The organism is Coleofasciculus chthonoplastes PCC 7420 (assembly GCF_000155555.1).
Classification (GTDB): Bacteria; Cyanobacteriota; Cyanobacteriia; order Cyanobacteriales; family Coleofasciculaceae; genus Coleofasciculus; species Coleofasciculus chthonoplastes_A.
In genome coordinates, this window is the sequence record NZ_DS989853.1 from 45,260 (window position 1) to 68,483 (window position 23,224).

Sequence of the window (23,224 nt, forward strand, 5' to 3'; positions counted from 1 at the left end):
GTCGCGCCATGGTGATGATGTTATTCAGATGCCCTTATTCCTGCATCCCAGAATACAAAAGTCGGGCAAATAAACGAGCACCATCATCACGCTTCAACTCGTCATAAGTGGGAGGTTCCCGGTGATGAAGATCCTTTAGATCCTGAAGCAGTTCCGGATGGAATTGACAGGTAAATGAACGGCGAATCAACTTACTCTCAAAATCTTTGTAGTTAATACAGGTTGCTGAACATTCTGTCACGACTTCCGTTTCGTCAGCCGTTGAACAAAGAATTTCCACCGCAAAGGGAAGCTGCATTAACCAGGATAAGGGACTCCCGGCTAAAATATGCCGATGGGAAATAATCGCATCATGTAGCAGGCGATATGCCCAGTTTGCAAATAGAATCGCTTCCTCGTTCACTTCATCGGAGTGGAACATGGAAATATTTAATTCATGTTCATACTCAATCGATGTATCGATTACCCCTTCAAATTCATCAGCCGTCACCTCATGGGCGATAATTACGTCTTCGGGAATATTAGACGTGTCGCTATCCGGAGATTCATAATGCAACAATTGACGATCGCCCACTTCTTTCTTTTCATTGGGACCGACAGCAAATTCTGGATCATCCCAGTTTTTGGCAACCAGGTGTCCATTTTTCTTCTTCACCTGTAACGTAGTTCCCACCTGTTGAATCTGCTGGCAGACTTTTTTCAAAGATTTTAGGGCTTTACCATTGCGATCGCGTGCCAGATACTCTAGGCTGGATACCTCATCCACTGCTCGTTTAATTAACCGAACGTGAGATTGTGCTGCCTGGATACATCAGGCAAGGGATCTTCTGAATGCCGATCTGCTAAAAACCGACCCAACAAAATATGAACGGATTCAAAATCAGATCCCCCTTCACATAAGTAACCGGGGCTGAGTCTCCAATCAGTTGTTGTTAATATTTGAGGCTTAACAGACGATGAGTTTGACATCTATATTTGACTCCTTAACACGTTTTTTGATCTAAGTAAGTCGGTGGAAATAAACCGAACTATGTTAAGTTCTGTGAATGTTCCTCAAACCCTTACTGTTCCCTAATCTCAACCGTTAACTTTAATTGTCCTCACCTACTTAGTAGTCCACTCATCAACGAGTGACCCTGGTATTTGGCTATAGATAGCGTTTTAAAATGATATGCAAGAACTCCTAAACACAATTCAACAAGAAGGCTTTCAAACCTTTTGCGTTTACAAATGATTTGGAAACGCTGTATACTTTGGTAAGTTGATTGTCTAGCGGTAAACTTGTAAAGTTGCAATCAAGATTTTCTGTTTTTAGCATATTCGTTATTGAAAGTCAATTCCCACCCTTGACCTTCAAAGGACTGAAAAAACGGTAGTATTTACTACAAAAAAATTTCTAAAAGTAGGCAATAGGGAATGGGCAATAGGCAATAGGGAACAGACTTTTATGGTAAGCTGTCATGCATTTAAATTGGGAATGGGTAGCGAGCAAGATGCAAAGCCTGCGGCATGGCTTCGCTAAAGCCTGCGGCATGGCTTCGCTAAACGCACTACAAGGATTTTGCCATTCTTGACATTAAGGTTTAAATGCCGAACAGCTTAGGGTCTGCTGAATAAGCCCTATGGTAGCTTGAAGCGCCCAAAAACAGTAGGGGCGCACCGACCGATTTATAGCAACCGCCATAGCGGTTAGGACACATCATTTATGTAGAGACGTTGCATGCAACGTCTCTACAATGGTGCTTAAACCTTCGCTTCTTCCAGCATCAACTTAGAGCGTTTTAGTCGTTCGGGAACTGGAATCGGATAATCTCCGGTGAAACACGCCGAACAGAACGTATTCGCATTATCTTGAGTCGCCAGCATCATACCGTCCCAACTCACATACGCCAGAGAATCCACCCCAATTTGTTCAGCAATTTCCTCAACCGACTTGGTTGCCGCAATAAGCTGGTCTTGAGAATCAGTGTCAATCCCATAGAAACAGGGATGAGTTACAGGTGGTGCGGAAACCCGCATGTGAACCTCAGTCGCCCCTGCATCCCGTAACGCTTTGACAATCTTCCGACTCGTGGTTCCCCGAACAATCGAATCGTCTACAATAATCACTCGCTTACCCGCGAGAACATCTTTCAGAGGATTCAGTTTCATCCGAATCCCCGACTCTCGCATACTCTGCGTCGGTTGGATAAACGTGCGCCCCACATAGCGATTTTTAATCAATCCTTCCGCGTAGGGAATTCCCGACTCTTGGGAAAAGCCGATCGCGGCGGGTACACCGGAATCCGGTACCGCAATCACAATATCGGCGTCAGTCGCCGCTTCTTTTGCCAATTGACGCCCCAACCGTAGCCGATAGCTGTAGATGCTTTCATCCTGCATCACGCTATCCGGGCGGGCAAAATAAATCATTTCAAAAATACACAGCTTGCGTTGGGGTTTTTGACTCCAGTGGAATGACGCCATCCCGGCTTCGGTAATCCAAACCAATTCTCCGGGTTCGACATCCCGTAGGTATTCTGCACCAATAATATCTAACCCACAGGTTTCTGAGGCGAGGACATAACGCATCGGATTTGTGCCTAAGGTGCCAATCACCAAGGGACGAACGCCATGGGGATCACGCACTCCCATCACCCCTTCCGGCGTACCAATTACTAAACTATAGGCACCTTCACAAAGGTTAAACGCACTAATCGCCGCCTCTAACCAATCCTTCCCTTGATCCACTTCCGCACCGATCGCGATCGCAATCATCTCAGAATCCGTCGTGGTCAAAAATTCATTATAGTTGCGGTTCTCTAAATGGGTTCGTAACTCTGAAGCATTGACTAAATTTCCATTATGTGCTAAAGCCAAAGACCCTAAGCGGGTATTCACAACAGCAGGTTGGGCATTGACAACCCGACTCGACCCCGTTGTCGAGTAACGGGTATGACCCACCGCGATTGTTCCGGGCATTTGGTTCAAAATATCTTCGTTAAAGACTTGGGAGACAAGTCCCATATTCTTATAGAGACGCACCTGTTCTCCCTCAAAGGTGGCAATCCCCGCTGATTCTTGACCCCGATGTTGCAGGGCAAACAAACCAAAATAAGTTAGCTTAGCGACATCTTCGTCTGGTGCATAGATACCAAAAACCCCGCAAGCTTCTTCAGGTTTGTCGGGGCGTTGGCTGATAATCTGATCAGATTCAGCAGGATTGGGGGTAGAGGAGTGGGGTGGCTGGAGAATCATGGGTATTAGCTTACTCCTGATAGTGGCAGTCAGTTCGACTTGTATTAACGCAAATCAATCGGGAATCGTTAAGTTTAATTAACGATTCCTTAACGATACCATTAATTTGTAAGTCATGGATCATGCGTCATTGGTCATTCATCAGCCGTGACTACCTCAACACGGCTACAAGCGACGTTCTAATGCGTTAAAGAAGCGATCGCTCATATCTGCGATCGTAGCGTTGATTAAGGGAGGATGATCGTTCATTAAAATTTTTAATCCTTCCGAGAGAGATTTAACCACCCCCAACCGTTGCCAATCCTGGGCAGATTCTCCTAGACATTCCGTCAGGTAAGCCTCCCAATCCCCTTGGGCTTCCGGCTTCACCGACACCAGAATCCGACTGGCGCTTTCACCAAATAAAATTTCATCCCAACGCCGTTCTAGAGACGCCTCCGTCAATCCTAAGTCAATCTCAGCCCCCAATCCGCCAGAAATACAACATTCCGCCAGCGCCACAGCTAATCCACCCTCCGCACAATCATGGGCTGAATTCAGGAAGCGGCGGCGAATGCCTTCACGACAAGCCGCTTGCACCCGACGTTCTAACTCAAAATCCACAATAGGCGGTTTTCCAGCAACAACGCCATGAATCGCACTCAAGTATTCTGAACCACCTAGGGTTAACTGCGGTGTAGTTACAGTTAGTGATAATCCCAATAAATAAATTAAATCCCCTTCACCCTGCCATCCTTGAGAACAAATCTGACTTAAATCGGGAATCGCCCCCACCATTCCAATCACCGGGGTGGGATAAATCGGTTGGGGATTTCCCTGACTATCCACGGTTTCGTTATACAGCGAGACATTTCCCCCCGTCACAGGCGTCGCCAATTCTGCACAAGCCTCGGCGATACCCTGACAAGCCGATGCCAGTTGCCAGTATCCTATCGGCTTTTCTGGTGACCCAAAATTCAGATTATCGGTTACAGCAACAGGTTCTGCCCCCACACAACTTAAATTGCGGGCGGCTTCAGCAACCACAGCCTTTGCCCCTTCGTAAGGATCAAGATAGATATAGCGAGAATTACAATCCACCGTAGCCGCGACACCCGATTGGGCATTTCTGCCCGATTCCGGGGGACGTAAGCGGATGATTGCCGCATCTGCACCACCGGGAAGCATCACAGTGTTATTTTGCACCTGATGGTCATACTGGCGATAGACCCAGCGTTTCGAGGCAATCGTGGGTGTATCCAGGAGTTGGAGGAGAATATCTGTCCAGGATTTAGCCTCATCCGACAGTTCGATTCCGTTACGGGTACAACTCGGTAATGACTCAACCGTCCATTGCCACGCCTTCTTTGCATAGTCTGGCGCTTCGGTCAACACATCCCGATAATAAATTGGCGTATTATCCGATAACGCCGTGGCTGGGATTTCCGCCGCCACTCCCCCTTGAAACAGAATCCGCACAATCGGTTCTTCAATCACCGTACCCGCGACAACCGCATGAAGTTCCCAACGGTGGAAAATATCAATTAATTCCTGTTCTCGTCCCTTATGTGCCACAAATAGCATCCGTTCCTGGGATTCCGAGAGTAAATATTCATAGGGAACCATCCCTGTTTCTCGGACAGGAATTAAATCTAAATCTAATTCAATCCCCACACCCCCCTTTGCCGCCATTTCCGAGGTCGAACAAGTAATCCCCGCCGCCCCCATATCCTGTGCCGCGACTACCGCCCCAGTTTTAAAGGCTTCTAAACAGGCTTCAATCAGGCATTTTTCCAAGAAGGGGTCACCCACTTGCACCGCTGGGCGGTCATCCATAGATTTATCGGTCAGTTCTGCACTCGCAAAACTCGCACCGCCCATGCCATCGCGTCCGGTAGTAGAACCCACATACAGCACCGGATTCCCAATCCCTGACGCCCCAGATTTAACAATTTCTGGCGTTTCCATCAATCCCAGCGCCATCACATTGACCAGGGGATTCCCGGTATAAGCGGGGTCAAAGTACACCTCACCGCCAACGGTAGGGACACCAACAGAGTTACCATACCCAGAAATACCCGCCACCACACCCGTAAATAAGCGCCGGGTACGGGGATTATCCAGGGAACCGAAGCGCAGGGAATTCAAAACCGCAATGGGACGCGCCCCCATAGTAAAGATATCCCGTAGTATTCCACCAACACCTGTAGCTGCACCTTGATAGGGTTCTACTGCTGAGGGGTGGTTATGGGATTCAATTTTAAACGCGAGTTGAAGTCCGTCGCCCAAATCTACCACACCCGCATTTTCACCGGGACCGACTAGGATACGTTTCCCGGTGGTGGGGAATTGTTTGAGGAGGGGGCGGGAGTTCTTGTAGCAACAATGTTCAGACCACATGACGCCAAACATCCCCAATTCAGCTTTATTGGGGTGACGCCCTAGGCGTTTAACAATTTCCGCGTATTCGTCCGGTTTGAGTCCTTCAGCGGCGATTTCTTCAGGGGAAAAGGGGGCAGAGGATAGAGTAGACATGGAACCCTTGTACAAATGGCACAGGGATAATTGTATCGGGTAATGGGGGTCTGGCTAAGGAGATTTCGGCTTGACTTCAAATTCCAATTTAGAACGGTAGAAGCACACATCGAATTCCAGAAAAAAGTTGGTCTGACCCAAAATCAATGGTGTGTTTGGACGCTGCACCCATGCAAACACCAATTCAGTTGGTGGACAGTCTGCGATTTGGGCGATCGCAGAAAACGGCATCGCTGGCTGATTGCTGAGATTACCCGCTAACTGAATAATAGCTTTGCGATCGTCCCAAATTTCCCCTAATTGAAGACCGAGTTCAAAAGGTAAGACATTCACTGTAGCACCGCTATCCACTAGCCCAATTGCTTCAACGGTTTGGTCTTCCCGATGTAGCAGTAGCGGCAGTCTGGGTAGGCTGTCAAACTCATTTTGAGTTGGGCTAGTGGTTGAATATTTAAACCGCATATATCACTGCTGACTTGCATCTGAGCGTTTGAAGGCTTCCATTAAAACTGCACCTGCCCCAAAGCAATTGTAGGGGGTTGGCAAGTCATAAATTTTAAAGGGTTCCAACGGTGAAATATCCTCAGCCGTCTCCAAATCCTCAGCCAAAATTCGGATCAGTTTGAGCTTTTCCGTTGGGGTGAGTCGCCGTGCAGCATGAAGTACCTCCGCGAGTGACATAATTATACGTTCCCAAATCGTAATAGTTTACACCGACAGCTTACTCGATGCCAGCCTGATCAGGTTCAGCATCAGCAACCTAATTTAGCTTATGTGCGTTATAATCTGCCACTTTATGCGGCAGAAACCAAACCATCAAAATACTCTTGATTTTAATCGCGATCGCGTCTACGTCAACACCAGTACAAGATAGTTTTAAGTCAGAGACTGTAGGGGCGGGTTTGACTGCTATCCTTTTTTGTTGACCCAGATGTGACTAAACCCGCCCCGATAAACGTGGCTTGGCAAGGAGATAGTTAACACGGATGGATTCACAGCGCCCCACCTGGACGAGGAATTGGTTGAAACTGATCATTAAAACAGGACTGACAAGTTCCTTCAAAACTATAAATAAACCGCTTTAACATATCAGTATCTTCGGCGAATACAGTCATCCACACCGACAAAAATCCTCTTGTCTTAGCCGTTTCTACAATCTGTTCTCCCATGAACGGTGTATCGTTATTTTTCAGATTGTTCAATGAGCGTTCAGCAATATCCCACGCTTTTTGGCGATTAAGCCAGCGTCGGTCTTTCAAGGCTGGAAGGTCTTGTTCCCTTTTGTACTACATTTTGAAGTGGACAATTTGGGCTTGAATATCTGCGGAATGGGAATGTCGATTATATATATAGCAACCGCCATAGCGGTTAGGACACATCATTTATGTTCCAGACGCGCCATGGCGCGTCTCTACAATGGTGCTTAGCGAGCAAGATGCTCGCACTACAAGGATTTCACAATTCTTGCCAAACCTCTAAAGGATGGTTTGTAATCTGGGATAGCGTAGATTCTTTTACTGAAAAACAATACGGTCTACCACCCGCACAACTAATCTATCCTGACCAACTCAATCGCATTTGATTGAAGCCTTAGTCCCAAACTGGCGGATTGCTTTGTTCTGAGTACCTGCGACTTTTTCCACTTACCTGTTCACGGAGGTTGAAAATTAATGTAGGCAAGGACAGACATCCGCTATCATCACCTGTTTGAGAAGCACACATCTAGTCTAAACTTCGGAAATAAAGGAAACCTATTGATTCCATTGTTCGCGCATTCTTTGCAAATTTTCACGGACAGTAATTGTGTTCGGATGGTCATCACCCAGCAGGCGTTTACACAACTCTAAGGCTTGTTGATACAAGGGTTCGGCTTCACCATACCTTCCCTGTGATGAGTAGAGATATGCCAGATTGTTGAGACTGCTTGCTACATCAGGATGGTCATCACCCAGCAGACGTTTGTATAACTCTAAGGCTTTTTGATACAAAGGTTCAGCTTCACCATACCTTCCCTGAACATAGTAGAGATTAGCCAGATTGTCGAATAACAGCGATGAAAGATACTGAATGCGTTCGCTTCTTACAGTGGGCTTTACCTCAATTAAACCTACGTTGGGCGGGGTTTCGTAAGGTACGAAAGCAAGCCTGTAAACGTATCCAGCGGCGTATTTTTTAACTTGGACTATCCGATAGTGACGCCTATCAATCTTACCTAAATACTCATCCGGAAGAATGGACAATATTAGATTGCTACTGTCGAATTACGATTTCCATATTTTATCGCGATCAACCAATTTTCCAGCATTTACATCAAGAACTATTCCCCCAACTTATCCAACTTGCCCAAGAACGAGGTGACACAGAATTAGTCTGCTAGAGTGCTGGCTGTGCATCTGGAGAAGAAGCCTATACTCTTTCTATTCTCTGGCATTTAACCCAATTCTCTCAAGTTTCTCACCTTTCACTGCGAATTGTTGCGACTGATGCCAATGGCTATCTTTTAGAGAGGGCGAGAACGGGTTGTTATGAATGGGGAAGTTTAAAAGAAATTCCTTCTGGCTGGTTAACAAAGGGTTTCATTCGATCCGATGAATTTTACTGTATTCGTCCTGATTTTCGTTCAGGAATTGAGTTTAAACAACAGGATATTCGTACCACTATGCCTTCGGAGTCATTTCATTTAATATTGTGTCGGAATCTAGTATTAACTTATTTCGATGCAGACTTACAACAAAAGGTGTTATCGCAAATAGTCAAGCGATTGATTCCTGGAGGCGTATTGGTTGTTGGTCGCCATGAAGCTTTATCATCAAATTTTCGGCAGATGCAAGCTGTTCAGTTAGGACTTTATCGAAAAGAAGGATGATTTTAGTTAGGATTGACGATTGATAGTTGACGGTTGACGGGTCACTGGTATTTCGTAAAAACCTTTAACAAACACAAGCGCCAGCTTTTAAAGGCTGGTGAGAGGCTAATGAACGAGGAATTAAGCCAGCAAAGGATAATTCACCTTGTTCTTTAATCGGAGAAGTTTGAGTATTATTTTTGGCAATAATAAATTCAAGAATTGACTGTGCTTGTTGGGGATCATGCAGGTAATAAATCGCCTGAGATTTAGGCGAGAGCCAAATTTGCAGCTTCCAGGGCTTAGATGTAGACACAGAATTGGGTTCGAGGGAAAAGGTAATCATGATCGGCTGGTGTCCTGATTTCGAGGAATTACAAAGATGGAGAACCTAAAGGTTGAGAGAGAAATGCTTTCTTGATTCCCACTTATAACTGTACCGAATTTTTCCACTCTTTATAGAGAGTTAAATCATCCGGAGTTTTGATTTTAATCCGCCCTAGGGGTGAGCTGCATAATATAAATTTGATGAAATCGATCAACTTAATAAAGTGATTGCAGTCACAAGTATGGTGGCGACAAATCATTCTTTTTCCATAGAAAAACTGCTGATCTGCCATGATTAGTTAGGTATCATTAGTCATACTCGCTCTTTCTCAAGTGGGGATGTTTACATTCATGAAATGTGGTTTTTGTCAAGACCCAGTAATGAATGGGTGGTCTAAGACATCCCTGAATCCGGATGTTCTGCTCAGAAGTGCCAAAATTATTACAATAAATTAAGCAAGTAGGATTAGAGCTTAAACTTATGGTGAATCGCAAAGACACGCTTTGGGAGCAATTCTTACAACCCATTGTTGGCGTATTCATCGACGGGGAGCAATTGCGCCAGCTTTATGAGAGCATTGACTGGGAACAAGAGAGCGATCGCGTCTCAACGCCTGACTTAGTTTACCCTGATTACTACAAGAGTCAGAACTTCCACGGGATTGAAGGGGGTTACTTGAATGGTAGTGCGGCAACCAGCTATGATCCGATTACCCAATACGCTTTACCTCCCAACGAAACCTGGGTACGCCAGGAGTTAATCAATCGCATCCAGGGAACACCGCGACGGATTCTGGATTTAGGCTGCGGTACGGGTTCAACGACTCTACTGTTAAAACAGGCGTTTCCTGAAGCTGAGGTAATCGGTTTGGATTTGTCCCCTTATATGTTAGTCATGGCAGAGCGCAAAGCTAAAGCCGCTGGGGTAGAGATTCAATGGCGTCATGGCAAAGCGGAAGAGACGGGTTTACCAGAGGCGTCTTTTGACCTGGTAACCGCTTCCTTATTATTCCACGAAACCCCCCCAGCCGTGGCAAAGTCGATTTTGCGGGAAAGCTTCCGACTCCTCAAGGGAGGTGGACAAGTTCTGATCTTAGATGGGAATCAGCGAACCTTGCGTCAAGTAAACTGGTTAACGGAGGTGTTTGAAGAACCCTATATCAAAGCTTACGCCACCGATAGCGTAGACGCCTGGATGGGTTCGGCTGGGTTTGAAGCGGTGCAGACTCAAGACGTGTGGTTGCTGAATCAGGTTACCCAAGGCATGAAACCTCTCCCGGTAGACGAACAAGTGTACCAACGGACTCAACGCCGTACAATCGACGACTTCGGTTCTGAAGGTATTCCAGCTCCAGCATAGTAACGAATGTGGTATGAGTTTAAAGGCAGTTCTGTTTGATTTCAACGGCGTGATTATCAACGATGAGTCGATGCATCAGCAACTCATCGAAGACATTCTGCTGGGCGAAAATCTGCGTCCCTCGGCGTCGGATTACTGGGAGGATTGTTTGGGGCGTAGCGATCGCGCTTGCTTAAAAGTATTATTGGAGAAACGAGGTCGGGTGGTAAGTGATGACGACTTAACCCGTTTAATCTCCCGAAAAGCCGACGCCTACCGCCGTCAACTGGAAACTCTGTCTAAATTACCGATATATCCGGGAGTCGAAGATTTAATTTACAAAATCCGCGTGGCTCAATTACCCATGGGAGTAGTGAGTGGTGCTTTGCGAAAGGAAGTTGAGTTAGTCTTGGATCGGGCTAAACTCTTGCAATATTTTCCGGTTATTGTGGCAGGGGATGACATTAAGGTGAGTAAACCGGAACCGGATGGATATCTGTTAGCTGTGGAACGCCTCAATCAACAGTTTCCAGAACTTAATGCCAAATCCTCTGATTGTCTCGCCATAGAGGATACACCAGCGGGTATTGAAGCCGCCAAACGCGCCGGGATGCAAGTTGTCGGCGTTGCTAATACCTATCCCTTCCACATGCTTCAGCGTCAAGCCGACTGGACGGTTGATTATCTGCATCAGCTTGAACTTGAGCGCGTGCAGGAAGTTTATGCTCAAGTTGTGGGTTAGAAGCGAAGCCGTGCGATTTGCAGCAAGCGGATTCAAAGTCCTGCTTAAAAAGAGGGGAACCGGATTAAATTGACTCTAGTTTGGCTTCAGGGAGCAAGCGAATTCAAAGTCCCCCTTTTGAAGGGGGATTTAGGGGGATCTAAACTTCATCAAGAAGTCCATAAACTGATGCAATATAATCACAATTTGAGTAGAGATCCCCCCTAGCCCCCCTTAAAAAGGGGGGAACCGGATTAAATTTACTTGAGTCTAGCTTCAGGGAGCAAGCGGATTCAAAGTCCTGCTTAAAAAGAGGGGAACCGGATTAAATTGACTCTAGTCTGACTTCAGGGAGCAAGCGGATTCAAAGTCCTGCTTAAAAAGAGGGGAACCGGATTAAATTGACTCTAGTCTGACTTCAGGGAGCAAGCGAATTCAAAGTCCCCCTTTTGAAGGGGGATTTAGGGGGATCTATACTTAATAAATAAATCCATAAACTGATGCAATATAATCACAATTTGAGTAGAGATCCCCCCTAGCCCCCCTTAAAAAGGGGGGAACCGGATTAAATTGACTCTAGTCTGACTTCAGGGAGCAAGCGCATTCAAAGTCCCCCTTTTGAAGGGGGATTTAGGGGGATCTATACTTAATAAATAAATCCATAAACTGATGCAATAGAATCTCAACTTAAGTGGAGATCCCCCCTAGCCCCCCTTAAAAAGGGGGGAACTGGATTCAAAGTCCTTTTTGTAAGGATGCTTCGCTTTTATTGCATAGGAAAACTGCACTCGATGTCCCTCTTTTCAATTTCTGGTTGAAGAAAAATGGCATTACCAACATCAGGCAACCGAAACCTCAACACCCCAGACTTTCATCTTCCCTATGATTCGCGCCTAGTAGCCAGAGCAAAATCCCTTCGCCAAAATCCAACCCCAGCCGAGAAAAAACTCTGGCGAGACTACCTGAGAACATTTAAATTCCGGATACTGCGACAGAGACCTATTGATTACTTCATTGTTGATTTTTACTGTGCTGCCTTGAAATTAGTGATTGAAATAGATGGGGATTCTCATTTTACAGACCAAGGGAAAGTCTATGATTTTAACAGAACCAGTATATTAGAAGGCTATGGTTTGCAGGTCGTTCGGTTTACAAATGAGGAGGTACTCAATCATTTTGAAAGTGTTTGTCAAAAGATTGATGCGATCGCCTCAACCGCCTCAGCCGTTCTACAGCCCACGCCAACTCAAAACTCATGACGTTTAATAGCTGAAACGACCTTGTATCAGAAAGAACCCTTCTGCCTTTTGCTATAAATCTAAACCCTTATACCAATTGACAAACTTGAGCACATCGTTCTTCGTCAGGATGCGACTCGGCTTCGTGTCAAAATACTTCTTGAGGGGGTTGACAATTCTATTTTAAAAATGTAATAAAGACTGCTTGGGCAAAACGGCAGCCGTGCGATCGCTCTGGTGAACCGCTACGGTATGCTAGACTAGGAGTCCGGGGAATTAGCTCAGTTGGTAGAGCGCTGCGATCGCACCGCAGAGGTCACCGGTTCAAATCCGGTATTCTCCATTTTTGTCAATTGCCACATTATTTGTCATCGTTGTCTGATTAGTGTCATCTTGACAAATTGAATTAACTGGCATCTGTGGTTAGCGTTAGAGCTATGAATGCAGTCGAAATCGAAGAAGCCGTTTCCCAACTCGCTGAAGCTCCCTTTGATCCAGAGGAATTTCCCTTTGCGTTTCTTGAAGCGTTTGGGAATAAGAAAACGACGATTCAACGGCTCAAGAGTAAGCGCAACAGTACCAACAAATCTGACCTCGGTGGGGTTCTCCAGCGCAATAATATCCACATTAAGGTTTGCTTACCAGGGGAAGTAACCGATACTCTCACGGCTTTGCGGGAGAGTCCAGCCACCGCGAAACAAAAGGCAAAGTTTATCTTAGCGACAGATGGCAAAAGCCTGGAAGCGGAAAATTTAGCTGATGGAGAAACTATTGTCTGTGACTATCCTGAGTTTCATAACCATTTTGGTTTCTTTTTACCGTTGGCGGGGATTACGACGGTTAAGCAAATTCGGGAAAATGCCTTTGATATTAAGGCGACAGGGCGACTCAATAAACTCTACGTCGAACTGCTCAATCAGAATCCCGACTGGGACAGCGCAGAACGTCGGGAGGAACTCAACCATTTGATGGCTCGGCTGATTTTCTGCTTTTTCGCCGAAGATACGAATATTTTTTACAGTAACAACCTATTCACCGATACCATCGCGCAGATGAGTGCGGGGGATTTGTCGAATACCCATGAGGTGTTGTCGGAGCTATTTCGGGCAATGGCAACCCCGCTCAAGCAACGGGAAAAGGCAGGAATCCGCAACTGGGCGAATGGCTTTCCCTATGTGAATGGGGGGCTGTTTAGTCCTCACCCCCTAACCCCTTCTCCTCTCTCCCCATCTGGGAGAGGGGCTGGGGGTGAGGGTAATAGTTTAGGAAAATACCCCCATCCCCTAGCCCCTTCCCCCAAGCAGGGGGAAGGGGGACAAGAGACTATGAGTGAGGGCAAATACTGGGAGATTCCCCCTGCACTCAAGAAAAAAATGACCGAAGTTGCTCGTCAGTTCCGCAAGGAACCTACTCCTAGTGAAAATATCCTCTGGCAAGCTCTGCGGGGACGCAAACTAGAAGGACGAAAATTTCGACGGCAACAGCCCATTGGCGCATTTATTGTTGATTTCTTTTGTGGAACAGAACGGCTAATTGTGGAGGTGGATGGAGGTATCCATAAATCACAGCAAGAGGCGGATCAACAGCGTCAGGAGTTGTTGGAGTCGTTAGGACTCAAGGTTGTTCGGGTTTCGAGTGAGTTGGTGGAGACGAATTTAGCTGAGGCTTTGGCAGTCGTGCGTCAGGGGTTTAGCCCCCATCCCCTAACCCCTTCCCCCAAGCAGGGGGAAGGGGGACAAGAAACTCCGACTCCCCTCTCCCCATCTGGGAGAGGGGCTGGGGGTGAGGGTCTTATCGTGCCACGTTTTAGCCGGATTGCTCGATCTTACTTGCTTCATGTAGGCAATCTCGACTGGACGAAGATCAACCCGGATATTTTCGGCTCGATGATTCAGGCGGTAGCGGATGAAGACGAGCGCGGGGCGTTGGGGATGCACTATACCAGTGTGCCGAATATCCTCAAGGTGTTGAATCCGTTGTTTTTGGATGATTTGCGGGAGCAATTGGTAGAGGCGGGAGATAATGGGCGCAAGTTGCTGAATTTGCGGAAACGGATAGCGCGGATTCGGGTGTTCGACCCGGCTTGTGGGTCGGGGAATTTTTTGGTGATTGCTTACAAGGAAATGCGAGCAATTGAGGCGGAGATTAACCAGCGCAGGGGTGAAGCAGACCGGGCTTCGGAGATTCCGTTGACGAATTTTCGGGGGATTGAGATTCGGCATTTTTCCTGTGAGATTGCGCGGTTGGCGTTGATTATTGCGGAGTATCAGTGTGATGTGTTGTATCGGGGTCAACGGTTGGCGTTGGCGGAGTTTTTGCCGTTGAAGGCGGACAACTGGATTACCTGTGGGAATGCGTTGCGGTTGGATTGGTTGAGTTTGTGTCCGCCGACGGATAAGGGGGTGAGGGTGCAACGGGAGGATTTGGATTTGTGGCAGGAAACGCGGGATGAGGCAGAGATTGAGTTTGAGAATGAGGGGGGGGGAACTTATATTTGTGGGAATCCGCCTTATAAGGGTAGTCAGTGGCAATCGAAGGAGCAAAAGGCAGACCTCAAGGGCATTTTCGAGGGGCGGACGAAGAAATGGAAGTCTTTAGATTATGTGGCGGGTTGGTTTATGAAAGCTGCGGATTATGGGACGCAGACTAACGCTGCTGCTGCATTTGTATCGACGAACTCTATTTGTCAAGGACGACAAGTTGAAACTCTATGGAGTCTAATTCTCGAAAGCAAACATGAAATTATATTCGCATACACCAATCTCAAATGGTCAAATCTTGCTAGTTACAATGCAGGAGTGACAGTCGTTATTGTCGGCATTACAAATGATGCAGGTTCAACGCGCAAACTATATTCTGTTGAGGCAAACAGCGAAACAACTCTTAAGGAAACTAACAATATAAATCCCTACTTAATCGCAGGGGTAAACACAATAATTCAATCTGTCTCAAAACCTATATCCTCTGTGCATGAGATGAGTTTCGGTAATATGCCGAATGAAGGTGGTTTTTTGCTATTGGATCAGATTGAAGCCGAGAATGCCACTAAAAAGCATCAAGTAAAGTCCCATTTTATACGACCCTTTATAGGTTCTCAAGAATTTATTAAGGGTCAGCAACGTCGTTGTATTTGGATCAATGATGAGGAATACCCTGAAGCTAAACATAATGCTTGGTTAAGCGACAGGTTTGAATCTGTTCGCATCAAAAGAGAAACTTCCAATCGACAGACAACCCAGCAACTCGCAGATACTCCATATCGTTTTGGTGAAGTTCGCCAGCGTGGTAATGAAAGAGTAATTGTAGTTCCGCGAGTTAGTTCAGAGAACCGTCCTTATCTACCGATTGGCATAGTAGAGGGTGGGACAATTATTGGAGACAGGAACTTTGCCCTATATGATGCCCCACTCTGGAACATGGCATTAATCGCCTCCCGTCTCCACTGGGTCTGGATTGGCACAGTTTGCGTCCGCCTCGAAATGCGATTTTCTTACTCCAACACCCTTGGCTGGAATACTTTCCCCGTCCCCACCCTTACCGAACAAAACAAAACCGACCTCACCCGTTGCGCCGAAGACATCCTCCTGGCGCGGGAACAGTATTTCCCTGCTACCATTGCCGATATGTACGACCCAGAGCGCATGGACAAAGAGTTTCCCCTAGTGCGAGAAGCCCACGATCGCAATGATGAAGTATTAGAGCGTATCTATATCGGTCGTCGCTTTAAAAACGATACCGAACGCTTAGAGAAACTGTTTGAACTTTATACGAAAATGACCGCGCCGAAATCTTCCTAAACGTAGTATTCGCCCTCATCCCCCAGCCCCTTCTCCCAATCTGGGAGAAGGGGAGCAAGAAGGAGAATCTGTTTCAAAGTCCCTCTCCTGTTTTGGGAGAGGGATTTAGGGTGAGGGCAATCAGAAAGCAATGTCTTCGTACAGGTTAGTCAACTCAGCTTCAAACTCAAGGCTAGTCAGGTGAAAAGTATTGTGACTGGGGGCATAGAATTGAAATAACCACAGCCCTTCCTCGGTACGACGGTAACAATCTACCCGTTGCTGTCTGGTACTAATCAAGACATATTCTTGCAGACTGTCGAGGGTTTGATAGTCGATGAATTTATCCCCTCGGTCAAAGGCTTCGGTAGAGTCAGAGAGAACTTCAATGATTAGTTTGGGATAACGCTTATAGGTAGTGGTTTCTGCGTCGCGGGGGTCACAAGTCACCATCAAATCAGGATAGTAGTAACAGTTGCACTCTTCAAGTCTGGCTTTGACATCGGCAAAATAGACGCGACAGTCTGACCCCCGTAGGTGGCTACGCAGCAGGGTGTAGAGGTTTCCAGCAATCGTATTATGGCTGTCGGTTGTCCCCGCCATAGCGTAGGCTTCACCATTGCGATATTCGTGTTTGGTGTCGCTGGTGGCTTCGAGTTGGAGGTACTCGTCAGGAGAGAGGTAATAATTGTCTGGGGTAGCAATCATGGATGAGGAAGGGGTGAATTGGGTAGTCCTGTTTTTAATTTAGTTCAAAAAGCGCAATGCATTCAGCAGGCTACGCCTACGCGCCTCCAACAGCAAGTCAAGCCCAATCTCAATCAGGGCAAATGATAAAATTAAACCAGTTTCTTCGCGTTAAACTAGCCAATGCTAACCCTAGACCAACTCATTGCCGAAGCCACTGCCCTCCCTGATGCTGACAAAGCAATCCTGATTGATAAACTGACAGCAAGCATGGACGAACAACGCACGGCTTCAAAAACCGCAACTATTCCCCCCGGTACTCTCACCCAACTCCGAGGTATTGCTAAACGTTCTAGCCAAACCCCCAGTGATGAAGAACTGCAAGCAGAGTACACCGATTATTTAGCTCAAAAATATCAGTAACCTTTCTCGTGAAAATTCTCATTGATACCAATGTTGTCATCGATCTAATTTCGGAACGAGAACCCTTTGTTGAAGAGGCAGTGAGACTTTTCCAAAAGATTGAACAAGGTAATTTAGAGGGCTACATTGCAGCTACTACCATCACCAATATTTTCTACATCATCCGCAAAATAGAAGGTCGTGCAGTTGCCCTCGAAGCAATCAAGCAACTTTTAAGCGGTCTAAGACTCTGTTCTGTTGACCGTCAGACTATCGAAACAGCCCTTAGCTTTGACCTCATTGACTTTGAAGATGGCATTCAACTCGCCTGCGCGACTTTATCTCAACTTGACGGCATTGTAACCCGCGATCGCGAAGATTTTCTCAACAGTCCCCTCCCTGTTTATTCTCCCACAGAACTGTTAAACCAACTTGAGTAGAAAACCGATGAACAACGCGATGCCTACGGCAGACAATGCTCTCGTCCTAAGCTAAAACGCATTTAAATTTGGAATGGGTAGCGAGCAAGATGCTCGCACTACTATTACACTATACGAACCCAACCCCAAAAAATGGAATAACAACTTTACGCAAAGGAGACTAAATAGCGATGACGCCTAACTCACAAGCAGCTTATGTTGAGAAACAAGTAACCTACACCTTAAATCTGAATGGTCAAATTATTGTGATCGAAAACGTCCCTGCCCGTGTTAATGAAGAAACAGGGGAACAGTTTTTCTCCCCCTCAACCGTAGAACGTTTACAACAGACCCTTTTAGATCACCCAGAACCCGACCATTTTATCCGCGTTCCGGTGTACAACTATTCAAAAAATGTAGCATAAATCCTCTGCCAAAAAATTTCTCCCTTGCCCATGACCAAACCTAACACCATTCCCGCCGTTTCCGTCACCTACGCCCAAGCTGGCACTTCTACTCGCCTCAATGAGCTAGGGATGCGCCCGATGCAGGAACGGGCTTACCAAAAGCGGGGGGAACAATACCTGTTGATTAAATCCCCCCCTGCGTCTGGCAAAAGTCGCGCCCTCATGTTCATCGCCCTGGATAAGCTGGAAAACCAGGGATTACAACAAGCCATTATTGTTGTCCCTGAAAAGTCCATCGGCGCAAGTTTTCACAATGAACCCCTGAGTCAGTTTGGCTTCTGGGGAGATTGGCAAGTTGAACCAAAGTGGAACCTCTGCGACGCACCGGGTAATGATGGCGGTAAGGTGGACGCAGTGCGGAAATTCCTTGATAGTGATGCCAAAGTGCTGGTCTGTACCCATGCCACCTTTCGCTTTGCCGTAGATAAATTTGGGGTGGAAGCCCTGGATAACCGCTTAATTGCCGTCGATGAGTTTCACCACATTTCCGCCAACCCAGACAACAAACTAGGCGATATTATACGTCAACTGATGAGCCGCGACCAAACCCACATTGTCGCGATGACAGGTTCTTATTTTCGCGGGGATGCCGAAGCGGTGCTACATCCAGATGATGAGGCGAGATTTGATACCGTCACCTACACCTATTACGAACAACTCAACGGCTACCAATACCTGAAACAACTGGATATCGGCTACTACTTCTATGCAGGAAGCTACACTGACGCCATCATGGAGGTACTCAATCCCCAGGAGAAGACCATTATCCACATCCCTAATGTCAACTCCCGCGAAAGTACCAAAGATAAAATCCGCGAAGTCGAACACATTATCGAGGAACTAGGGGAATGGCAGGGAACTGACCCCGCAACGGGGTTTCAACTGGTACAAACCGCCGATGGTAAAGTCTTGAAGATTGCCGACCTTGTAGACGACGACCCCAGCAAGCGAGATAAAGTCACAGCTACCCTGAAAGACCCCAGACAGAAAAATAAGCGCGATCGCGTGGATATCATTATCGCCCTGGGTATGGCAAAGGAAGGCTTTGACTGGATTTGGTGCGAACACGCCCTTACCATCGGCTATCGTTCCAGCCTCACCGAGATTGTCCAAATCATCGGTCGCGCCACCCGTGATGCCCCAGGGAAAACCCGCGCCCGTTTCACCAACCTCATCGCTGAACCGGATGCCAGCGAAACTGCCGTGACTGAGGCAGTGAACGACACCCTCAAAGCCATTGCTGCCAGCCTCTTGATGGAACAGGTACTTGCTCCCCGCTTCGAGTTCAAACCGAAAAACCCCAGCAATCAACCCACCCCTGGCTTTGACTACGGAGAAAATGGCTACAATCCCCAGGGGTGTAATGTGGGAGTCAATGCAGAAACGGGACAAATTCAACTGGAAATTAAAGGACTCGCTGAACCCAAAAGCCAGGAAGCCCAACGGGTTTGTCGGGAGGACTTAACCGAACTGGTGACAGCTTTTGTCCAAGATAAGCCTACCATCGAGCGCGGTCTATTTGACGAAGAACTGGTGCCAGAAGAACTGACCCAGGTGCGGATGGGCAAAATTATCAAAGAGAAGTTTCCAGAATTTGAGCAGGAAGATCGAGAAGCAGTTCGTCAACACGCGATCGCGGCGCTTAACCTCGTCCAACAAGCCAAGCAAACCGTAAATGAAAAGGGTGGGACGTATAATGTGAATTCCAATGATGGCGAAGGGACAAAAAACACCGCCCTTATCGACGGGGTAAGGCAGTTCGCCCTCTCGGTCACGGAACTGGACATGGATTTGATCGATCGCATCAATCCCTTTGGGGAAGCCTACGCTATCCTAGCTAAGTCCATGAGCGAAGAACGGCTCAAGCAAGTCGCGGCAGTGATTGCTGCCAAGCGGGTCAGCCTCTCGGTTGATGAAGCCAGAGAACTCGCCAAACGAGCAAAGCGATTCAAGCAGGAACGGGGACGATTACCCTCCCTCACAGCAACAGACCCCTGGGAAAAACGCATGGCAGAAGGGGTGGCTTTCCTACAACGCAAAGTGAAGGAGGAAAAAAATGGTTAAACACACCACTGATGAGGATATAGACCTACTCGCCGAATTAGGAGTAGATACCGCCCCTCCACCCCAAGTCAAGCGCACCCCCAGAGAAGAACGGATCATCGCTGGATTTGAGGAAATCGAACGCTTTGTCACCGAACAAGGGCGACTTCCTCAACACGGGGAAGACCGCGATATTTTTGAGCGCATCTACGCCGTGCGCTTAGATCGTCTACGGAACTCGGAGGAATGTCGCGCCCTCCTCGAACCGTTAGACTCACGGGGTATCCTCAATGCTGACACCGATTTTAACCTCCCTCCAGAAACAGATCTGGATGATGAAGCCCTGTTAACCTCCCTGGGGGTTGAGGCAACACCAGGGAACGATATTACCCAGCTTACCCATGTGCGATCGCGTAGCGTTGCCGGAGGCAAATCGCGTCAGGAGATTAAAGCTGCCGAAGAAATTGCCCAACGCACCCCCTGTCAGGACTTTAAACAGTTCAAACCTATCTTTAAAAAAGTGCAGCAGGACTTAGAAACTGGGGCTAGAGAAACCCTGAAATATCGGGATGATGCCACGGTCAATCAGGGGGATTTCTTTATTCTGGATGGGCAGAAGTTGATTGTTGCCGATCTCGGTGAACCGTTTATTAGCGATTATGGTCGCCCCGACCGCAGGTTACGAGTCATTTACGACAACGGGACAGAGAGTAATCTCTTGCTGCGATCGCTCCAACGGGCATTAAATAAAGACAAAACCAGTCGTCGCATCACCAACCCTGATTTTAGTTCCCTGCCCCTGTTTGCCCAAACAGAAGCCGAAGACGATATCACAACGGGCTACATCTATGTGCTGAGAAGCAAATCCGACGATCCCTTCATTGTTCAGAATTATGAGTTAGTCCACAAAATTGGTGTCACGGTCGGTGATGTCAAAAAACGAATTGCCAACGCGAAAAAAGACCCAACCTACCTACTCGCAGAGGTAGAAATCGTCGCTACCTTCAAACTGGCTAATATCAACCCAAAGAAACTGGAAGCACTCCTGCACAAGTTTTTCGACAATGTTCGTTTAGATATGGAATTGCGCGATCGCTTTGGCATTCCCGTACAGCCGAGAGAGTGGTTTCTCGTTCCCTTAGAAGCGATTGAAGAAGTCATTGCCAAAATCAAGGCAGGAACAATCGATCAATTTCGCTACGATCCAGAAACCGCAAGTCTCACGCGATCGTAATACCATCCAAAGAGAACAGCTTCACGAAGACGGTTTAATCTAAACCGCGACTCTCCTTACATAATCTTTATATAATTTTGTATTTTCATGAAACCGCTTTATATTGAAGCAGTGGGGCAGCAGATTGAGAGTATAGAACAATTCAAAAAAGGCTTGCTGCAAAAAATGTTTGTTTAGCTTGTTAAAATCAAACCAAATAACCCAGAACTAAACTACCCCCAAGCAGCGACAAACTTAGGAGGTCACGAAACCATGATTGCAGCCCCAGAAAAATTCCCCACCCTAACCCCTGAAGAATACTTCACTTGGGAAGAACAGCAACTAGAAAAACACGAGCTGATCGACGGTCAAGTTTATGCCATGAGTGGCGGTAGTGTTAATCATGGTCGCCTTGCCATTAGACTTACAGCCATGTTTGATAATCACCTAGAAAATAGCAGTTGCATCACGGGCAATTCTGACATCAAAATTAATATTGTTGAGACTAATAACTACACCTACCCCGATGCCAGCGTCACTTGCGACGATCGCGACAAAACCACAACCCAATACATTACCTATCCCTGCTTAGTCGTTGAAGTTCTTTCCCCCAGCACCGAAGCCTATGACAGAGGCAGCAAATTTAGAATGTATCGCCATAATCCAGCCCTACAAGACTATTTGTTAGTCAGTTCCACCCGCCTCGAAATCGATTTGTATCACAAAAAAGAGACAGGCGAATGGCTGATCATTAACTACCAAGCAGGCGACACCATCGAACTCAAAAGCATCAATCTAAATTTTCCCATTGAGCAAATCTATCGCAACCTCGACCTCAACCCAGAAACTGAATCAACTCAATTACTCTAAACTCTATTCCCTACCGCCGAATCCCTCCGCGCCGAAGCTTGGAGAGAAACCAAGTCATGATCCTTTGTGATACGAATGTACTTATAGAATTCTATAAAGGCAATCCCGCGATCGTCCAGGAGCTAAGACAGATCGGCATCGCGCAACTAGCAATCAGCGTGATTGCCCAAGCCGAACTCTACTACGGTGCGCTCAACAAAGCCGAATTACTCAGAATCCAAAAACACCTAAATCTACTGCACAACCTGCCGATTGATCGGCAAGTCTCCAGTCAGTTCATTGAACTCATGGTGCAAGGACTTATACACGATGTTCTACATTGCTTAAGCTTTCCTAGAAGGTAAAGGGCTTTCTTTTTCCAAGCATTCTAACGTTAAAATGAGGTTATCTATTTAGTGCAAAACGAGCCAATGCTAACCCTAAACGAACTCATTGCCGAAGCCACTGCCCTCCCTGATGCTGACAAAGCAATCCTGATTGATAAACTGACAGCAAGCATGGACGAACAATGCACTGCTCCAAAAACCGCAACCATTCCCCCCGCTACTCTCACTAAACTCCGAGGATTTCTAGTATTATCGCTTTTCCTATATGGCATAGCACTTGCGCTACCTTGCCTTTTGTTTAATGTAGTTCCTACAGACTCTGTTGGCGTGAGTCCCTCTGACCCTAATGACGTTTATGCCATGAAGGGGATCGAACTGACTTTCTTTGGCATTATTGGATTACTTTTCCTGCAAATTCCCGCGATTGGATGGTTCGCTAATCCACTCTATTGGTTGTGCTGCATCACTTTTATAATGCAACGATACAGGTTCTCAGCTATAGCTGGAATAGCCGCCGTTCTTATTGGTTTTGGAGGAACATTTTCAGCATTTTGGTTCAAATTACCCGCTGATAGTGGTGGCGTTTCTGAATTTACTCTGAATCAATTATTGTTGGGTTTCTGGCTGTGGCTAGCGGCTCCTGGCTTAATAGCCCTAGTTTCTATCATCGGTCTATTAAAACAGCCAGCCCGATTAAGCACTAGAAGCGATTAAGAGGGGAGCAATAGATATAGCGCTACGCGCTAGGCAATGGGCAATAGGCAATAGGCAATGGGCTTTCTTTGAAGAAAGAAGCTTAC

19 protein-coding genes, 1 tRNA gene and 3 pseudogenes are annotated in these 23,224 nt (G+C 46.8%); 14 read left to right on the plus strand and 9 right to left on the minus strand.

Annotated elements, in window-relative coordinates; genetic code table 11:
- Positions 1-34: 34 nt before the first annotated feature.
- The 7 genes and pseudogenes from MC7420_RS18350 to MC7420_RS42635 form a co-directional block, all read right to left on the minus strand.
- Positions 35-802: pseudogene (locus MC7420_RS18350) on the minus strand (hypothetical protein); the annotation flags it as partial.
- 941 nt (positions 803-1,743) lie between these two features.
- Positions 1,744-3,237, minus strand: a complete 1,494-nt coding sequence (gene purF / locus MC7420_RS18355) for an amidophosphoribosyltransferase (protein WP_006102177.1) — start codon at positions 3,235-3,237, stop codon at positions 1,744-1,746.
- A gap of 165 nt (positions 3,238-3,402) precedes the next feature.
- Entirely contained in the window at positions 3,403-5,751 is a 2,349-nt protein-coding gene (gene purL / locus MC7420_RS18360; RefSeq protein ID WP_006102360.1) for a phosphoribosylformylglycinamidine synthase subunit PurL, read from the minus strand.
- A gap of 54 nt (positions 5,752-5,805) precedes the next feature.
- On the minus strand, positions 5,806-6,213 hold the full coding sequence (locus MC7420_RS18365; RefSeq protein WP_006102355.1) for a hypothetical protein: 408 nt from the start codon (positions 6,211-6,213) through the stop codon (positions 5,806-5,808).
- Between the two features lie 3 nt (positions 6,214-6,216).
- Entirely contained in the window at positions 6,217-6,432 is a 216-nt protein-coding gene (locus MC7420_RS18370; protein WP_006102280.1) for a hypothetical protein, read from the minus strand.
- 311 nt (positions 6,433-6,743) lie between these two features.
- On the minus strand, positions 6,744-7,010 hold the full coding sequence (locus MC7420_RS18375) for a hypothetical protein (protein WP_006102297.1): 267 nt from the start codon (positions 7,008-7,010) through the stop codon (positions 6,744-6,746).
- A 492-nt stretch (positions 7,011-7,502) separates the two neighbouring features.
- A pseudogene (locus MC7420_RS42635) lies at positions 7,503-7,793 on the minus strand (tetratricopeptide repeat protein); the annotation flags it as partial.
- 347 nt (positions 7,794-8,140) lie between these two features.
- Here MC7420_RS42635 and MC7420_RS38220 point away from each other — a divergent pair.
- Positions 8,141-8,617 (plus strand): annotated as a pseudogene (locus MC7420_RS38220) (CheR family methyltransferase); the annotation flags it as partial.
- Positions 8,618-8,681: 64 nt separating this feature from the next.
- On the opposite strand, the gene MC7420_RS18390 reads toward MC7420_RS38220, so the two are convergent.
- Positions 8,682-8,942 (minus strand): hypothetical protein, encoded by a 261-nt coding sequence (locus tag MC7420_RS18390; RefSeq protein WP_006102140.1) that lies wholly within the window; start codon positions 8,940-8,942, stop codon positions 8,682-8,684.
- Between the two features lie 462 nt (positions 8,943-9,404).
- Here MC7420_RS18390 and MC7420_RS18400 point away from each other — a divergent pair, with 462 nt between their 5' ends.
- The 5 genes from MC7420_RS18400 (at position 9,405) to MC7420_RS18420 (ending at position 16,018) form a co-directional block, all read left to right on the plus strand.
- Positions 9,405-10,283, plus strand: coding sequence for a class I SAM-dependent methyltransferase (locus MC7420_RS18400; RefSeq protein WP_006102338.1), 879 nt, complete (start codon positions 9,405-9,407; stop codon positions 10,281-10,283).
- A 13-nt stretch (positions 10,284-10,296) separates the two neighbouring features.
- Complete coding sequence (locus tag MC7420_RS18405) at positions 10,297-11,004, plus strand: HAD family hydrolase (RefSeq protein ID WP_006102170.1); 708 nt, start codon at positions 10,297-10,299, stop codon at positions 11,002-11,004.
- 803 nt (positions 11,005-11,807) lie between these two features.
- A complete protein-coding gene (locus tag MC7420_RS18410; protein ID WP_006102248.1) occupies positions 11,808-12,242 on the plus strand; it encodes an endonuclease domain-containing protein in 435 nt (144 codons plus the stop codon).
- A gap of 249 nt (positions 12,243-12,491) precedes the next feature.
- Positions 12,492-12,564 (plus strand) — tRNA-Ala (locus MC7420_RS18415).
- A 94-nt stretch (positions 12,565-12,658) separates the two neighbouring features.
- A complete protein-coding gene (locus MC7420_RS18420) occupies positions 12,659-16,018 on the plus strand; it encodes a DNA methyltransferase (protein ID WP_006102167.1) in 3,360 nt (1,119 codons plus the stop codon).
- 120 nt (positions 16,019-16,138) lie between these two features.
- On the opposite strand, the gene MC7420_RS18425 is transcribed toward MC7420_RS18420, so the two are convergent.
- On the minus strand, positions 16,139-16,705 hold the full coding sequence (locus tag MC7420_RS18425) for a Uma2 family endonuclease (protein WP_006102257.1): 567 nt from the start codon (positions 16,703-16,705) through the stop codon (positions 16,139-16,141).
- 162 nt (positions 16,706-16,867) lie between these two features.
- Here MC7420_RS18425 and MC7420_RS39950 point away from each other — a divergent pair, with 162 nt between their 5' ends.
- The 8 genes from MC7420_RS39950 (at position 16,868) to MC7420_RS18465 (ending at position 23,138) form a co-directional block, all read left to right on the plus strand.
- Positions 16,868-17,107: a hypothetical protein gene (locus MC7420_RS39950; RefSeq protein ID WP_006102112.1), complete on the plus strand. Its 240-nt coding sequence runs from the start codon at positions 16,868-16,870 to the stop codon at positions 17,105-17,107.
- Between the two features lie 8 nt (positions 17,108-17,115).
- Positions 17,116-17,526 carry a type II toxin-antitoxin system VapC family toxin gene (locus tag MC7420_RS18435; RefSeq protein ID WP_006102326.1) on the plus strand — a complete coding sequence of 137 codons (411 nt, stop codon included), beginning with the start codon at positions 17,116-17,118 and terminating at the stop codon, positions 17,524-17,526.
- A gap of 170 nt (positions 17,527-17,696) precedes the next feature.
- Positions 17,697-17,930, plus strand: a complete 234-nt coding sequence (locus MC7420_RS18440) for a YgiT-type zinc finger protein (protein WP_006102157.1) — start codon at positions 17,697-17,699, stop codon at positions 17,928-17,930.
- Between the two features lie 30 nt (positions 17,931-17,960).
- Entirely contained in the window at positions 17,961-20,036 is a 2,076-nt protein-coding gene (locus MC7420_RS18445; RefSeq protein WP_044208120.1) for a DEAD/DEAH box helicase, read from the plus strand.
- Positions 20,029-21,249, plus strand: coding sequence for a GIY-YIG nuclease family protein (locus MC7420_RS18450; RefSeq protein WP_006102137.1), 1,221 nt, complete (start codon positions 20,029-20,031; stop codon positions 21,247-21,249). Before MC7420_RS18445 ends, MC7420_RS18450 begins: the two co-directional genes overlap by 8 nt.
- A gap of 252 nt (positions 21,250-21,501) precedes the next feature.
- The gene (locus MC7420_RS18455) at positions 21,502-22,098 is read left to right on the plus strand and encodes a Uma2 family endonuclease (protein ID WP_006102228.1); all 597 of its coding nucleotides are present in this window, start codon (positions 21,502-21,504) and stop codon (positions 22,096-22,098) included.
- A gap of 56 nt (positions 22,099-22,154) precedes the next feature.
- Positions 22,155-22,442 (plus strand): PIN domain-containing protein, encoded by a 288-nt coding sequence (locus MC7420_RS18460; protein ID WP_006102362.1) that lies wholly within the window; start codon positions 22,155-22,157, stop codon positions 22,440-22,442.
- 66 nt (positions 22,443-22,508) lie between these two features.
- Positions 22,509-23,138, plus strand: coding sequence for a hypothetical protein (locus MC7420_RS18465; protein ID WP_006102301.1), 630 nt, complete (start codon positions 22,509-22,511; stop codon positions 23,136-23,138).
- Positions 23,139-23,224 lie beyond the last annotated feature (86 nt).